The sequence below is a fragment of the Bacillus sp. 11C genome (assembly GCF_055486375.1).
In genome coordinates this window covers 1-15,262 of the sequence record NZ_JBUPVZ010000017.1, presented here as the reverse complement: position 1 = coordinate 15,262, position 15,262 = coordinate 1, and the positions used below count along the sequence as shown (strand labels likewise).

At 44.1% G+C, this 15,262-nt stretch carries 17 protein-coding genes; 1 reads left to right on the top strand and 16 read right to left on the bottom strand.

Features of this window, described 5'->3' with window-relative positions; translation table 11 throughout:
• Positions 1 to 14: 14 nt before the first annotated feature.
• Together mtnN and ACY3LV_RS18335 are read right to left on the bottom strand one after the other, a co-directional pair.
• On the bottom strand, positions 15 to 710 hold the full coding sequence (gene mtnN / locus ACY3LV_RS18340; protein WP_148962146.1) for a 5'-methylthioadenosine/S-adenosylhomocysteine nucleosidase: 696 nt from the start codon (positions 708 to 710) through the stop codon (positions 15 to 17).
• A gap of 20 nt (positions 711 to 730) precedes the next feature.
• Complete coding sequence (locus ACY3LV_RS18335; protein ID WP_333561356.1) at positions 731 to 1,372, bottom strand: methyltransferase domain-containing protein; 642 nt, start codon at positions 1,370 to 1,372, stop codon at positions 731 to 733.
• Positions 1,373 to 1,563: 191 nt separating this feature from the next.
• On the opposite strand from ACY3LV_RS18335, the gene ACY3LV_RS18330 reads away from it, so the two are divergent.
• The gene (locus tag ACY3LV_RS18330; RefSeq protein WP_003225924.1) at positions 1,564 to 1,767 is read left to right on the top strand and encodes a YrzA family protein; all 204 of its coding nucleotides are present in this window, start codon (positions 1,564 to 1,566) and stop codon (positions 1,765 to 1,767) included.
• A 35-nt stretch (positions 1,768 to 1,802) separates the two neighbouring features.
• Here ACY3LV_RS18330 and ACY3LV_RS18325 read toward each other — a convergent pair whose 3' ends face one another.
• The 14 genes from ACY3LV_RS18325 to ACY3LV_RS18260 form a co-directional block, all read right to left on the bottom strand.
• Positions 1,803 to 2,504 (bottom strand): YrrS family protein, encoded by a 702-nt coding sequence (locus ACY3LV_RS18325; protein ID WP_148962148.1) that lies wholly within the window; start codon positions 2,502 to 2,504, stop codon positions 1,803 to 1,805.
• 64 nt (positions 2,505 to 2,568) lie between these two features.
• Positions 2,569 to 4,323 (bottom strand): penicillin-binding protein 2, encoded by a 1,755-nt coding sequence (locus tag ACY3LV_RS18320; protein ID WP_333561357.1) that lies wholly within the window; start codon positions 4,321 to 4,323, stop codon positions 2,569 to 2,571.
• A 53-nt stretch (positions 4,324 to 4,376) separates the two neighbouring features.
• A complete protein-coding gene (greA, locus tag ACY3LV_RS18315) occupies positions 4,377 to 4,850 on the bottom strand; it encodes a transcription elongation factor GreA (RefSeq protein ID WP_010327863.1) in 474 nt (157 codons plus the stop codon).
• Between the two features lie 250 nt (positions 4,851 to 5,100).
• Positions 5,101 to 5,736, bottom strand: coding sequence for a uridine kinase (udk, locus tag ACY3LV_RS18310; RefSeq protein WP_464864271.1), 636 nt, complete (start codon positions 5,734 to 5,736; stop codon positions 5,101 to 5,103).
• 6 nt (positions 5,737 to 5,742) lie between these two features.
• The gene (locus ACY3LV_RS18305) at positions 5,743 to 7,011 is read right to left on the bottom strand and encodes a peptidase U32 family protein (RefSeq protein ID WP_087992257.1); all 1,269 of its coding nucleotides are present in this window, start codon (positions 7,009 to 7,011) and stop codon (positions 5,743 to 5,745) included.
• A gap of 18 nt (positions 7,012 to 7,029) precedes the next feature.
• Positions 7,030 to 7,959, bottom strand: a complete 930-nt coding sequence (locus ACY3LV_RS18300) for a peptidase U32 family protein (RefSeq protein ID WP_087992258.1) — start codon at positions 7,957 to 7,959, stop codon at positions 7,030 to 7,032.
• A 5-nt stretch (positions 7,960 to 7,964) separates the two neighbouring features.
• A complete protein-coding gene (locus ACY3LV_RS18295; RefSeq protein ID WP_148962197.1) occupies positions 7,965 to 8,618 on the bottom strand; it encodes an O-methyltransferase in 654 nt (217 codons plus the stop codon).
• A gap of 152 nt (positions 8,619 to 8,770) precedes the next feature.
• Positions 8,771 to 9,853: an endolytic transglycosylase MltG gene (gene mltG / locus ACY3LV_RS18290; protein ID WP_202327081.1), complete on the bottom strand. Its 1,083-nt coding sequence runs from the start codon at positions 9,851 to 9,853 to the stop codon at positions 8,771 to 8,773.
• Between the two features lie 135 nt (positions 9,854 to 9,988).
• On the bottom strand, positions 9,989 to 10,270 hold the full coding sequence (locus ACY3LV_RS18285; protein WP_087992261.1) for a DUF1292 domain-containing protein: 282 nt from the start codon (positions 10,268 to 10,270) through the stop codon (positions 9,989 to 9,991).
• A gap of 17 nt (positions 10,271 to 10,287) precedes the next feature.
• On the bottom strand, positions 10,288 to 10,704 hold the full coding sequence (ruvX, locus tag ACY3LV_RS18280; protein WP_087992262.1) for a Holliday junction resolvase RuvX: 417 nt from the start codon (positions 10,702 to 10,704) through the stop codon (positions 10,288 to 10,290).
• A gap of 7 nt (positions 10,705 to 10,711) precedes the next feature.
• Positions 10,712 to 10,978 (bottom strand): IreB family regulatory phosphoprotein, encoded by a 267-nt coding sequence (locus ACY3LV_RS18275; protein WP_003225903.1) that lies wholly within the window; start codon positions 10,976 to 10,978, stop codon positions 10,712 to 10,714.
• A gap of 84 nt (positions 10,979 to 11,062) precedes the next feature.
• The gene (gene alaS, locus ACY3LV_RS18270) at positions 11,063 to 13,699 is read right to left on the bottom strand and encodes an alanine--tRNA ligase (RefSeq protein WP_333561361.1); all 2,637 of its coding nucleotides are present in this window, start codon (positions 13,697 to 13,699) and stop codon (positions 11,063 to 11,065) included.
• A 337-nt stretch (positions 13,700 to 14,036) separates the two neighbouring features.
• Positions 14,037 to 15,098: an AI-2E family transporter gene (locus ACY3LV_RS18265; RefSeq protein WP_087992264.1), complete on the bottom strand. Its 1,062-nt coding sequence runs from the start codon at positions 15,096 to 15,098 to the stop codon at positions 14,037 to 14,039.
• The coding region (locus ACY3LV_RS18260) for a hypothetical protein (protein WP_464864270.1) at positions 15,013 to 15,262 on the bottom strand (250 nt) is incomplete at its 5' end. The genes ACY3LV_RS18260 and ACY3LV_RS18265, both read right to left, overlap by 86 nt.

Here is a 15,262-nt window from a genome sequence, read left to right as displayed (position 1 = left end):
ACGCTCCCCCGTTTTTAATGAATTCGTTTGATCACCTTTAACACAAGCTCTGTTGAATTGACAGCAGCCTGCTCTAAAAATTGGTCAAAAGACACATGTGATTCTTTTCCTGCGATATCAGATAACGCTCTGATGACGACAAACGGCGTTTTAAATTGATGGCATACTTGAGCCACTGCCGCAGCCTCCATTTCAACCGCGTACAGATCAGAAAATCTCGCACGCACCTCTTCAACCCGCTTCGGATCGTTCATGAAAGAATCGCCTGTTGCGATCGTTCCTTTCGCAACCTGAATGCCGTCGAGTTCAGAAATCGCTTCTTCTGTAATGCTGATCAGCTTTTCGTCTGACTCATAAGCAGCAGGAAGACCCGGCACCTGGCCGTATTCATAGTCAAAGGCCGTTACATCTACATCATGATGGCGAACGTCAGTTGAAATGACGACATCTCCTACATTCAGTGTATGATGAAATCCGCCCGCTGAGCCTGTGTTAATGACATAATCAGGCTTGTAACGATCAAGCAAAAGCGTTGTGCTGATGGCAGCATTTACTTTTCCAATTCCTGATTTTAAAAGAATCACTTCAGTTCCTTCATATTCACCTGTTGTAAATTCACAGTGTGCGATTGTTTCTGTTTTTGCATGTTCAAGTTTGCTTCTCAGGATCGTAACTTCCTCTTCCATTGCTCCGATAACTGCTAGTTTCATTTATTCACATTCCCTTCACTTTACCGTTTGATCGCCTCCATTATCCACACAAAATCGTTTTGCTGAGTGAATTGAACTGCAAAACCTTCAGCTGTAAACATCTCTTTCAACGCATCCAATGTGGGATAATGCTCCGTCTCTAAATCATTTGCCAGCTGATAGAAGCCTTGAGAACGGGCTTTATCAATAGCCTGTTGATACGCTTGCGCATCTTCAAAGACGGTATCGGCAAACACTATTTTATCATGCAAGTGAAGGTATTTGCCATATTGCTTTATGGCAGCCCGCTTTTCTTCGTCGGTCAAATGATGAAAAGCATATGAACTGACAATTGTGTCAGCCTGAAATGGAGGCTCGTGAAATGTCAAGAAGTCTCCGTCAACGATTTCCACCCTGCCTGAAAGCTTGTCAGAAGCCAATTTGCGCATTGCGGGAGAGGGTTCGATTCCAAATACAGATTTGCCCGCCTCCAAAAGCTTAGCTGTCAAATTCCCCGTCCCCGGGCCAAATTCTAACACATGTGTTCCAGACCTGCTGACGATCGCATGAAGAATATCAACATAGCCTCTGAACGCTTCTTTATACTGAACATCAAAACCTTGTACTGTTTGATCATAAGTTGCTGCCCAATCTTCAAAAAGAGGGATAAATTCACGTCCCATATTTGTCACACTCCATATTTTATAATTCCTATAAGTATACTATGAATTAATGATGGAACAGTTCCTATCATACCACATCTTCTGAAAAGGAGGTACTAAAACACTTTGTGTATTTTATGCCAACGATATTGCGCGTTTACGGCAAAAAAGCTTATACTTCATATGACTTGTGAAAGCTGGAGGGCCGAGAGATGAATTTTCAATTAGATTTGATAAAAGACAAAGTGGAATTTTTCGAAGCGGCTTCATTGCAGGAGCTTGAAAAGAAAATCAATACACAAATTGAAAACAATAAAGCCATCATGCTCCGGGTGAAGTCTGTTTCACACCAGACCGCTGTGGCAGACGGTAGAATATTGTACAGCGCGGTTGTTCATTTCGCAGCTGAAGCCTAAAACAAAAGCAGCCGGTTCTAGACCGGCTGCTTTGTTTATTTTAGTTTTTCTACTTTTGTCGGCTTCCAGCCTTTGTCATCAACCCATGTAATCGTGACTTGATATTTATCTCCGGTCGTCTTGTCTAAAATCTTGCCTTTGGCATCCTGAGGGCTGCCGTTATTCCCAAGCCAGAGCACCGTCATGTTATCTTTTGAAACACCGGTTGCATATGAAATGGCTTTCAGCATCTCAGCCCAGTCTTGTGAGCTTGAGTCATAAGTGGCGGCATGTTCGCCCGTCTGCTCAGTTCCGACTGCTTTCCAATCAGAATTTTCATACGTTTTTTCCACATCGCTTGATGAGCCGCCTTCTGTTACTTTTGCGTCTTTAAGCGGGTCATCTGAGCTTGAGTCTGAATCGGAATCAGAGTCATCACCTTTAGAAGAGTCATCTTTTTTCGAATCTGAGTCTGAATCAGAAGACTTCTCAGCATCCTTTTCGCTGTCAGATGTATCTTTCTTGTTGTCTTTTATATCTTCATCCGATTTCTTTTCCGTCTTTCCTGAAGCCGGAGATTCTTGTTTTTGCGCCGTTTCAGAATCCTTGCTGACATCTTTGCTAGAAGGACTGTTAATGAAGAGATTAGCTGCTACCACGACGATTAGTATGGATACGATTGCAATTAAAATGTTAAGCACTAAATTAGTTTTCCTGCGCTTATCACGGTTTTCATAACGAGATTGATTATTGCTCAATAATTCTGCACTCCTTTATCCCTCTTGGCTCAGCATATATTTTACCATGTGCTGAGAAGTTGTTCTATTTCTGATTGATTTCAATTTCGTGTACTTTTTTAACAATATCATAAAACACGGAATTTGTCAGAGCCTTATCTCCCGGCGTATCCATGTGTAAAACGACAAGAGCGTATTTCGGCTTATCAGCCGGAAAATATCCGGCAAACCATTTTTCATAGAGTGCTTTTTGCTCTTTTGAAAGCTTGCCTGTCTGGGCTGTGCCTGACTTCCCTGCTACAGTATACGGAAGATCTTGAAACCTTCTGCCCGTTCCGGAAGGAGATTCCACCACCCGCCGCAGCATTTTTTGAAGCTGCTGTGCCGTATATTTGTCTATCGTTTCTCCGCTGAGCTTCTGATCTTTAAACTTGGCGAGCGTTGTGCCGTTTTTATATTCAATTTGTTCAGCGATTTTCACCTGCCGCTTTTCTCCGCCACGGGCGATGGCCGCCATCATATTGGCTACCTCGAGCGGCGTTACCTTCACATTTTTCTGCCCGATCGCTGTTTGCGCAATGGCTTTTTTGACTGATTTGTCTTTTTCATCCCCCCAAACCACGCCGCTTTTTTCATTATACAACTGACGGAAATTTGATTCGTGATACAGTTTTCCTTCCCAGCCTGCCCGATCTGTGAGAGCCAGCTTTTCTGCCATATCTTCAATAACCGAGCTGTCTTTTTTCATTAATTGTTCTGCAAGACTCGTAAATGTGTAATTGCAGCTCTGGGCAAAACTTTCATCAAAAGACAAGGTTCCTTTGTCGTCGCCCGATTCCCCATACAGGTTTAAATTGCAATTAAAGGTTTGACTCGGCTTCACCGTATCATTTTCGATTGCAGCTGCGGCAATGACTGTTTTAAAAACAGAACCGGGATAGATTGGCGTCAGCATGTAATTTTGAAGCGTGTTTTGCCGGGACACATCCGCATTCGGTTTGCTTACAATTCCCAGAACACTGCTATTTTCGATGTCCAGCAGTACAGCTCCTCCTTTTTTCAGCCCCTGTTCATCCAATACCTCCTCCATCGCTTTTTGAATGCTTTGATCGATCGTTGTTTTGACCTGGAGCGGATAAAACGTATTGGCTTCAGCTGTATATTTGACGTCCATGCCAAACAAAGGATTTCCTCTTCCGTCCACATGATATAAAAGTTTTGTATCTTGTTCTGGAAGCAAAAACTCATCGAATGTCCGTTCTAAGCCGGTTGTTCCGATTTTCGTTGTAATCGGGAGGTTCTCCTGGTCCGGATATTTCTTCCGGAGAAGCGCCGGATCTTGATTTGTGTTTCCTATCGTATGTGAAGCAAGGCTTGGCTTGTCTTCATTCTCCATATATACGCCGTAAATGCCGGGATATTTCAAAGAATTGATTTTTGTAATGGATTGTTTCGAAAGTGTTTTGATTTTCCTTTGATGCAAAATGACCGGTTTTTTTGCTTTTGTGAGTGTCTTGTGCAATTCATCTTCAGCCATGCCGAGGATTGCCGCAACTTTTTTGATCGGCCAATCCTGCGTCAGCAGAAAAGGGAACAAAACAACTGCAGGCTCGCTTTTGCCGGTCAGCGCCTGCCCGTTTCGATCTAAAAAGGAACCTCTTCCGTCAGAAATGAGCACTTCCTCCGTCCGCTGTTTCACACTTTCCTGGATCAAATTGATTTTCCTTTTAGAAAATGATTCGGTGAAAAACAGCTGGATTTCCGCCAGCCGCAGCAACAGCAAAAAAAACACGATCAAAAAAGCGATGACTGACAGCTTCATTCGTTTCGATATCTTCATAAAAAAACACCTCACCCACATTGTGGACGAGGTGTTTATCCGCTAAACGGATATTATGAAATTTTCACAATTTTCACGAGCATTTCTCCGCCCGGTGTTTGAACTGTGACTTCATCATCGACTTTTTTGCCCAGCAGGCTTTTTGCGATCGGTGAGTCGTTTGAGATTTTCCCTTCAAACGGATCAGCTTCAGCGCTTCCAACGATTGTATATGATTCTTCTTCACCGTCAGGCAATTCGACGAAAGTAACCGTTTTACCCAAACCGACAACGTTAGAGCCGCCGTCATCTTCAATGATTTTCGCATTGCGGATCATATTTTCTAGAGTCGTTACACGGCCCTCTACGAATGCCTGCTCTTCTTTTGCTGAATCGTATTCAGAGTTCTCGGAAAGGTCTCCGAAACTTCTCGCAATTTTGATGCGCTCTACTACTTCTTTTCGTTTAACCGTTTTCAAATATTCCAATTCTTGTTCAAGTTTTTGTTTTCCTTCTTCAGTCATAGGAAAAACTTTCTCTTGTGCCATGTCCCTTCACTCCTTCTGGTTGTCCCTCAACATCTTCGATTATGTATGAGAGCATAAACTAAAAAATACAAGAATGAGAACACAGGGCAGTCCTCGTTCTTCTCTCCCATATAGGTACTGTTTATCTTAAACTGAATCTTGTCGTTCTGCAAATATTTCGCGTTTATAAACAGGGAAAGAAGGGAATTCGCACATCCCCTTCCTGCCTATACATAATATGGTCAGAGTTATTTATGTCTATGCTATGGTATTACAAAATCGCGTTTTGTTCAAGGATGGTCTGTATTTTCGTGACCATCAGATCAATCGCGACGTGATTCTGTCCGCCTTCCGGGATAATAATATCAGCGTATCGTTTTGTCGGTTCAACGAATTGGTTATGCATTGGGCGGACAACTGACACATATTGTTCAATGACAGAATCAATAGAGCGGCCGCGCTCATTAATATCTCTCATAATCCGTCTGATGATACGCAAGTCAGCGTCTGTATCCACGTAAAGCTTGATATCCATCAGATCACGGAGTCTTTTGTCTTCAAGAACAAGAATGCCTTCAAGGATAATAACATCCTTTGGCTCTACGTGAACCGTTTCTTCTGAACGTGTGTGAAGCTTATAGTCGTAAATCGGCTTTTCAATCGGGCGGTAATTCAATAGATCTTGAATATGCTCGATTAAATAGTCATTATCAAACGCAAGCGGATGATCATAGTTTGTGTTCAGCCTTTCTTCAAATGGAAGATGCCTTTGGTCTTTATAATAAAGGTCTTGCTGGATCATTAAAATCGAGTGTCCTTTAAATTGTTCATAAATGGACCGTGTAACACTCGTTTTTCCTGAACCGGAACCTCCTGCGATTCCAATGACTACTGGATTCTTACCCATGGGTTGTTACTTCCCCTTTCTCATCATGTTGCTCGGATAAATCTTTTTGTCTAGTTTGAATTTGACAATTTGCAGGGGATGGCGGGCAGCATCTAGCTCATTTCCGTCTTCGTCCCAAATGGCTTCAATCGTATGTGTAAAGTTTTCAATTTCCGGACCGAAAAATTCCACTTCGTCGCCTTTTTTGAAGAAATTACGCTGCTGAAGCGTGACCATTTGTGTGTCTTCGTCATAATTCAGCACCAAGCCGACAAAATCAAACGTCGTTTTTTTGGCGTGCTCGCCGAACATTTGCTCTTCATAGCCTGGCGTTCCTTCAAAGAAAGCTGTCGCAGTGTCCCGGTTGGCGCACTTATCAAGCTCTTCAAGCCATTCTTTTTGAATCACAAAGTGATCCGGATCAGCGCAATAAGCGTCAATGACTTTGCGGTATACGCTGACAACTGTCGCTACATAGTGAATTGACTTCATGCGTCCTTCGATCTTTAAGCTGTCGATGCCCATTTCGATCATTTTCGGAATGGATTCAATCAGTTTCAAATCTTTAGGGCTCATTGCAAATGGCGCATCTTCTCCACCATACAAAGCGACGGCGTTGGCACCGTCTGTTTGATACAGATCATAATCCCAGCGGCATGACTGGCAGCAGCCTCCGCGGTTGGAATCCCGCGCTGTCATGTGATTGCTCAACACGCAGCGGCCGGAATATGCGATACACATCGCGCCGTGAATAAAGGATTCGATTTCGATATCTACCTTTTCTTTCATTTCTCTGATTTCGAGAGCGCTTGTTTCACGTGCAAGCACAACGCGGTCAAGGCCTTCTTCCTTCCAGAACTGGACAGCCTTCCAGTTTGAAAGAGACTGCTGCGTGCTCAAGTGAACCTCAACATTCGGCGCCACTCTGCGGCATGTTTCGATAATAAGCGGATCTGCCACAATGATACCGGCGACGTTGGCGTCTCCAAGCGCTTTTAAATATTCTTCTAGCCCGTCCATGTTTTCATTATGGGCGAAAATATTCGTCGTCACGTAAATCTTTGCGCCATATTGTTTCGCGAATTCTACGCCTTCTGCAATTTCTTCGATCGTAAAGTTATCGGCATTCGAGCGCAGACCGTATTCCTGTCCTCCGATAAAGACCGCGTCCGCTCCGTAATGAACAGCAATTTTCAGCTTTTCAAGATTACCCGCGGGTGCGAGAAGCTCGGGCTTTTTCGTAATCACACGCTTACCATTGACAATTTTGGATATCTTATCATTTACGGCAGTCATAGCTTAACCTCCTTTTGATTAATAAACCGTTTCTTTGAAGAAGAATCCGGTATCGATTTTTCTGTTTACTGGCTGGATGCTTTCAATGCGTTCGATCCAGTCTTCTTTTTTCGCTTCATATTCGTCACGGTTTTCCACACACAGATCAATGGCTTCTCTGTACATTTTGGTGACTTCTATTAAGTATTCAGACGTTTTCAGGACACCGTCGATTTGGAAAGAATCAATGCCGGCATCTATCAATTCTTCGAGCTCATCAATGATGCACACATCGTTCGGGCTCATGATGTGCGTGCCGTTTTCATCTTCGAAAATCGGATATTTATTGTCACGTTCTTTATCGTGCAAAAACATGCCCGATTCTTTTTTCTTTCCTTCAATGTCCATGACTTTGCCTTGGTATTCAAAATAGTTTCCAATCAAAGAACGCTTCGATTGGAACATACACGTCATTCCATGCACCTGGATTTCAATTTCGACTTCGGCGTTTTCTTTGATCTCCACCATACTGTCCATGTTTAACTCTCTGGCAAGCACAGAACGTGCCGCGCCTTTGCGTCCCCAGTAGTTGCATGTATAGTAGTTGGTGCCTGTCGTTTCTGTGCTCCAATGAAGCTTCAGGTCAGGCGCAGATTCACGAGCAGCCATAAGCACGGCAGGATCGCCAAACACGGCTGCATCGACACCGGTTTCCGCTAAATAAGCCAGATATTCGCCAAGCTCTCCCACTTTATCGTTATGGAAAATGGCATTTACAGCAACGTATACTTTTGCCCCTTCTTTGTGAGCGATCTCTACAGCTTTTGTTACATCTTCACGAGAAAATTCCCCGGCTAATCTCAAGCCGTATCTCTGTTCCCCAACTAAAAACGCAGTTGCCCCCGCCTGTATCAGCGGCAAAATGTCCGCCGTACTCGTCGGCGTTACTAAGAGCTCTGGTTTTTTCATGACGTTCACCTCTTCTTTTTACTAATCGCAAGTCCGTCCCCGACTGGAATAATCGCAGTTTGATAATCCGGATGATTCATCAGCCAATGATTATATTCATCAATTTTTGCTATCAGCCTGCGCCTTCTTTTCGGTTCTATTTTGCTGTAATCCTCTGCCACCAGACCTTTAAACAGCACATTGTCTGTTAAAATCACCCCATCCGGCGAAAGCATCGGTTCATATAAATGAAAAAAGTTTTGATACTGACCTTTTGCAGCGTCAATAAAAATGACATCGTAAGGCGCGGTTACATGAACGGCGGCGGCTAATTCAAGCGCGTCTCCGTAAAAAACATGAATCCGGTCATCAAGCTGAAACTCCTTGATATTGTTTACCGCTTCTTCATGCCGTTTCTCATTGCGTTCAATTGTATATATTTCGGCAGACGGCAGCTCCAGCGCCATACGAATGGCGGAATAACCAATGGCCGTTCCGATTTCTAGTATTTTTTTCGGCTGTTTCACAGACAAAATTTGAAGCAGCACCGCCATGCCCGCTTTTTCCATAATTGGGACATGATGTTCATCTGCATATGCTTCAAGCTTCTTCACGTTTTCCGGCCGAGGCTTCAATAATGCTTCTATATAGTCATTTATTTGTTCATACCGGTCAGTCACTACAAACAGCCTCCCGTTCTAAAAAGGAGTGCCCCCGTCTTTTTACACAGGACACTCTCTGAATACGTCATGATACATCGGTAAACAACCCGATATATTTTATCATAAAACCTTGCGGAAAGCGAATAAAAGGAGAGCTTTTTGCTCCCCTTTTATTGCTCATTTTTTGAGAAAATGTATTTTTCTTTTGCTTTATTATGCTCTTTTAACGTTTTTGTAAATACAACCTCACCACTTGATTTAGCCAAGAAGTACAGATAGTCCGTTTGATCTGGATGCAACGCCGCCTCCCATGACGACATGCCGGCGTTGGCAATCGGTCCTGGCGTCAATCCCGGGTTTTTATACGTATTGTACGGTGAATCGATTTCCAAATCCTTATAAAGAACACGATCTTTATGCTTGCCTGCCGCGTACAGCACGGTCGGATCTGTTTGGAGCGGCATGTTCTTCTTCAGGCGGTTATAAAAGACGCTCGCAATTTTATGGCGATCGACTTTTTCAGTCGCTTCTTCTTCAATCAAAGAAGCCATCGTCAGCAGCTTATGCACGGAAAGGTTATTTTTCTTCATTTCTGCTTTGTATGTTTCGACATAAGAATTTGTCTGTTTAACCATTGCCGTGATGATGTCTTCAAGTGACGTGTCTGGATCATGAAAAGGGTATGTAGCCGGGAATAGGTACCCTTCCAGCGGATGCTTAATGTTTTTATTGAAAACATCGTTTGTAATCGTGTCCGGGAATTCTTTCTTCAGCTGATTGATAAATGTTTCATCGTCCAGCTTCGCCATGACTTGTTTTTTAGAGTATTTCGTTTCATCAGCAATAGCGGCCGCGATTTGTGTCAGCTGCGCTCCCTCAGTTGCCGTAATTTGAAATGCATAGCCTGTAGCCCCGCTCGTCAGCTTATGAATAATGGCATCTACATCCATTCCTTTATTCAAATGGTAGAATCCCGCCTGAAACCCGGAAGCGCCTTTATATTTGACATAATACTGAAATGCCTTCTCGCTTTTTATGACATCGTTTTTCTTCAATATCGATGCGATGGCCGAAACAGACGAGCCGCTCGGAATGTTGATGTTAACTGTCGTTTCACTGTCTTTTTCAACAGGTTCAAGCAATGTTTTCCCATATAAAAATGCCCCGCCAATGATGAGAAGCAGCACTATAATGGAAGACAGTATGATTCTTTTTTTATTGAAGAATGATTTTTTTTGCTGATTGATATACATTAGGTCTCCTCCCATCAGCTCTTATACTACATGATTCATTGGATTTCGGCAATTTATTACAAAACAAGGGTGAAAGAGGCCTTATACAGCATAAAAAAAGCCGGAGCAGTATGGCTCCGGCTTTGGCGCGGTGTTTTATTCTTCGTCTTCGTCCGCTAAGAATGTGTTAAGGGTTTCTTCAATCATATCCCATTCTTCGTCAGTTTCGATCGGATGTAGCTCACCGTTTTCACTGCCTTCGTTTGGCGTGAAGCTGGAAGCAAGAATTTCTACTTCTTCATCATCTTTTGCTTCCATTGGGTAGTACAGCACATAAGACTTCCCAAACTCTTCGTTTTCAAATGTAAACAGCACTTCACAAAGCTGTTCATTTCCTTGATCGTCAACAATTGTAATATTATTTTCGCCGTGTTCCATTTTCTTCACCCCTGGCTTTAATTTAAACTGTCAAGATATCCTTGCAAAATCATAACAGCCGCCATTTTATCAATGACTTTTTTTCGTTTTTGCCTGCTAACATCAGCGGCAATCAGCATTTTTTCAGCCGCCATTGTGGTAAGACGCTCGTCCCACAGCACAACAGGAACATTGTACGTTGTTTCAAGCATTTTCGCAAATGTTTGGCTGGCTTCGCCTCTCGGGCCGACTGTTCCGTTCATATTCTTAGGAAAGCCGAGCACGATTTTATCTATAGTATACTCCTGAATCAGATCAGATAAACGGGAAAAACCATAATCGCCTTCAGCTTCATTGATCTTTATGGTCTCAATGCCCTGAGCAGTCCAGCCCATTTCGTCGCTCAGAGCAACACCGAGTGTTTTGGTTCCTAAATCGAGTCCTAATATTCTCATACTTTTTTTACGCCTCTTTATGCTGTTCTAAATAAGACTTCACCAATTCCTCGATTAATTCGTCTCTTTCAAGTTTGCGAATTAAATTACGAGCGTCACGATGCCTAGGAATATAAGCGGGATCACCTGACAGCAAGTATCCGACAATCTGATTGATTGGATTGTAGCCCTTTTCCTGAAGCGCGTCATACACTGTAATCAGCACTTCATTTACGTTAGTCTCAGCAGAATCATCGGAGAAATTAAATTTCATCGTTTTATCAAACGAGCTCACCGTTTTGCACCTCTTTCCCAAATTCGCAGGCAAAGTTCAGCCTGGGGTCCTAATCTTACCATCATTCTACACTACATGGGCAAATTATAAAACGGATTTCACCCAATCTTCTACGGAAGTCAAAGCTTCTTCTAATTTTTCCGGCTGTTTGCCGCCTGCCTGCGCCATATCCGGACGGCCTCCGCCGCCACCGCCGCAAACTTCCGCAGCTTGTTTGACCAACTTGCCGGCATGTAGGCCTTTCTCAATGAGATCCTTTGTTACGCCGGCGGAAATATTGACTTTATCGTTTTGTACCGCACCGAGCACAATCACCGCAGATCCAATCTTCGCTTTCAGTTCGTCCACCATTGTGCGGAGATGATTCATGTCTTTCGCATTTACTTTTTCCGCAAGCACACTCACACCGTCAACATCTTTCACTTTTGACAGAATCGCTCCTGCTTCCACGTTGCCTAGTTTCGCAAGAAGAGATTCATTTTCTCTTTGTGCTTCCTTCAGTTCAGCCTGCAGAGCCGCAACCCGTTTCGGCACTTCTTTGATATTTGTTTTCAGCTCGTCTGCAGCGTGCTTCAATACTGAAATTTGGCTGTTCATTTCTTCGTAAGCGCCTTGCCCCGTTACAGCTTCAATCCGTCTTGTGCCCGCGCCGATTCCAGATTCAGAAGCCACTTTAAACAAGCCGATTTCCGCTGTGTTTCTGACATGGCATCCGCCGCACAGCTCTAAACTGTAATCTCCGACTTGAACGACACGGACAATATCGCCGTATTTTTCACCGAACAGAGCCATCGCGCCCATTTCTTTTGCTTCAGCGATCGGTTTTAAATCAATGCTGACCGGGATGCTCGCCCAGATCTTTTCGTTTACGATTCTTTCAATTTGTTCAAGCTCTTCTTTTGTCACTTGACCAAAGTGCGAGAAATCAAAACGAAGGCGGTTTTCAGTCACAAGAGATCCCGCCTGATTGACATGAGTTCCAAGAACGTCTTTCAATGCCTGATGCAATAAATGCGTTGCCGTATGGTTTTTAATGACGCCGCTTCTCATATGGTCTTCAACTTCAGCAGTAACATGCAGGCCTTTTTGAACAGTGCCGCTCTCCACAACACCTTCATGCACATGCTGGCCGTTCGGCGCTTTTTTTACATCTTTAATTCTTACCACTGCCTGTTCGCTGCGGAGATAGCCTTTATCGCCGATTTGGCCGCCGCTTTCTGCATAGAACGGTGTTTCATCAAGAATCACTTGAACGCTGTCTCCTTCATGAGCCTCTTCAATGAATTGGCCGTCTTGAAGAAGCACAATGACACTGGCATCAGCTTTTGTTTGAGAGTAGCCGACAAATGTGCTTTCATCGGTCACGTCGCGCAATGCGCCGCCCTGCACCTGCATGCTGCCGACATCTTGGCGGGCGTTTCTTGCCCGTTCACGCTGCTGATTCATTTCTTCTTCAAAGCCTTCATGGTCAACCGTCATATTCTCGTCTTCGGCGTATTCTTCCGTCAGCTCAACTGGGAATCCATACGTATCGTACAATTTAAACACATCGGCCCCTGAAATCACGCTGCTGCCCTTGCCTTTTTCTTTTTTGATCATTTCTGACAGGATCGCAAGCCCTTCGTTAAGAGTTTCGTGGAAGCGCTCTTCTTCAGTTTTGATGACTTTTGCGATAAAATCCGCTTTCTCTTTTACTTCAGGATAGAAATCAGCCATGATTTCAGCAACAACCGGCACTAAGTCGTACATAAACGGACGGTGGATGTTGATTGTTTTGGCATAACGCACTGCCCGGCGCAATAAGCGTCTTAAGACATAGCCGCGGCCTTCATTGGACGGCAGCGCCCCGTCACTGACAGCAAAGGCGACCGTTCTGATGTGGTCGGCAATCACTTTAAACGCAGTATCTTTCACATTGTCTGTGCCATATGTTTCACCAGAAATTCTTTCTGTTGCTTTGATGATCGGAACAAATAAATCGGTATCAAAGTTTGTCGGAACATTCTGGATGACAGATACCATTCTTTCAAGCCCCATGCCCGTATCAATGTTTTTCTTCGGAAGCGGCGTGTACGTGCCGTCAGGGTTATGGTTGAACTCAGAGAACACAAGATTCCATACTTCCAGGTAACGGTCGTTTTCTCCGCCTGGGTAAAGCTCCGGATCTTCGGGGTCATTTCCGTATGCTTCACCGCGGTCGTAGAAGATCTCTGTGTTCGGTCCGCTCGGTCCTTCACCGATGTCCCAGAAGTTCCCTTCCAGACGGATAATTCTGTCCTCAGGAATACCGATTTTTTTCGCCCAGTACTCATACGCCTCTTCATCCTCAGGGTGAACCGTAACAGAGAGAAGCTCTTTGTCGAAACCGATCCACTTGTCACTCGTTAAAAACTCCCAAGCCCATGTAATGGCTTCTTCTTTGAAATAATCGCCAATGGAAAAGTTTCCGAGCATTTCAAAGAATGTATGATGGCGCGCAGTTTTACCTACATTTTCTATATCGTTTGTTCTGATCGCTTTTTGAGCGTTTACGATTCTTGGATTTTCCGGAACGACACGGCCGTCAAAATATTTTTTCAGTGTCGCAACACCGCTGTTGATCCAAAGCAGTGAAGGATCCTCATGTGGCACTAATGATGCGCTTGGCTCTACCGCATGTCCTTTTTCTTTAAAGAAATCCAAAAACATTTGACGAACTTCAGCAGAAGTTAAGTGTTTCATTGTATTTCCTCCTCTATAAAAATCGAAATTCTCTTTAGTGACAGCAAAAAAGCCCTCCCCCTATGCAAACCACACGTTTACACAGGGACGAGAGCTGTCTCGCGGTACCACCCTGATTACGGGCTTTATTTATCATTCGCCCGTCACCTTTTACCCTGTAACGCAGGGTGTGCGGCAGTGATTAACTGCACTCAGGATTAGCTTCCTCCGATCTTCTGATAAAGCTCCTTTCAGCTTGCGGAGCTTCTCTCTTTAACAGGGCTTCGGCGTACTCGGATCCGTCACTCGAGATTCGTATGTATTCTACGAGAAATTATAGACAAGCTGCACGTTAATGTCAATGCTCCGTCCTCATCCGCAAAAAATGGATCATCATCACTTTTAAAACAGCCGTCGCAGGAACAGCCAGAATCATCCCGACGATTCCCGCAAGCTCTCCTCCGGCAAGCAGCGCAAGCATGATGACGACAGGATGCATTTTAAGGCTTCTTCCGACAATGAACGGACTGAGGATATTCCCTTCCATAAACTGCAGAGTAAACACTGTAATCACCACAACAAGTATCGCATTCACTGAGATCGTCATCGCAATTAAAAGCGCAGGAACCGCTCCGATAAACGGACCAAAATAAGGTATGACATTCGTTATCCCTGAAATTAGGCCTAAGATCAACGGATATGGAAGCCCAAATATCCAGAATGTAACGCCCGCCAGCACGCCGAGAATGAAACAGACCAGAAGCTGGCCGCGGACGTAATCGCCAAGAGAGTCATCCACATCCCGCAAGAAGGCGCTGCCCCGCTTTCTCCACGACTTCGGAGTCAAGTACCATACCGTCTTTTTCATCAACTCAATATCCTTTACCATATAAAACACGAGAAAAGGGATTGTTGCCGCAATGATGAAATAATCAAGCACGTTGCGAATTCCGCTGATTGCACCCTCGATCGCTCCCGCGAAAAACGCCTCCGTCTGGCGGATCATTTTATCTATCCGATGGTGCATGCCGTCCGGCCAGTCATCAGTATGGTTATGCACATGAAGAAGGAGCCCGTTATACGTATCGGCAAACATAGGGATATTCTCTGATAAATCCGTCAGCTGCACAATTAAAACAGGCACCCCTTTATACAGCGCCCAGCCAATTCCACCAAAAAAAAGAACATAAATCACCAAGATGCTCAAGGTCCTCGGCAGTCCTTTGCCGTGCAGCCACTCCGTGACCGGGAGCAATAAATAAGAAATAAAAATGGAAATGATCAAGGGAATAAAGATTGTTTTTATGACGAGCCAAAAGGGCGACCATAACACATCAAGCATAAAAAAGACGTAGACTGTTAACAGGACCAGCAAACAAATGGCCACCCACAACAAAAGCTGCACCGGTTTTTGAAGCATCTGCTTTCACCTCTTCTATATCTTTTGAGGAACGGTACGAATTATTCTCTCTCCTTATAACAAAAAGGATACTCTTCCGGAGAGTATCCTCAGCTTGTAGAGAAAACGACGTTTTTTCTACAAGCTTTTTTGTTTTCTGCTGTTTCTTTAGTTGTTCAGCTAAT